The 213-nt window shown below is 39.0% G+C and carries 1 tRNA gene; it reads right to left on the reverse strand.

The annotated features are described in order from the left end of the window. Nucleotides 1–90 precede the first annotated feature (90 nt). A tRNA-Met gene (locus A6E06_RS18485) sits at nucleotides 91–167 on the reverse strand. Nucleotides 168–213: the final 46 nt, after the last annotated feature.

Here is a 213-nt window from a genome sequence, read left to right on the forward strand (position 1 = left end):
TCCGCCACGTCCGCGTTCTATAGTTTGTGTAAACAAAGTATAGATATTTCGTATTTTAATCGGTGAATGGTAAACCAATTAAAAGTTGTATGGTGGCTACTACGGGATTTGAACCTGTGACCCCATCATTATGAGTGATGTGCTCTAACCAGCTGAGCTAAGTAGCCAATGATTGTTTTAATAAAACAATCAAAAATATGGTGCGGACGGAGA

The sequence above is a fragment of the Aliivibrio sp. 1S175 genome (assembly GCF_001690985.1).
In the GTDB taxonomy this organism is placed as follows: domain Bacteria; phylum Pseudomonadota; class Gammaproteobacteria; order Enterobacterales; family Vibrionaceae; genus Aliivibrio.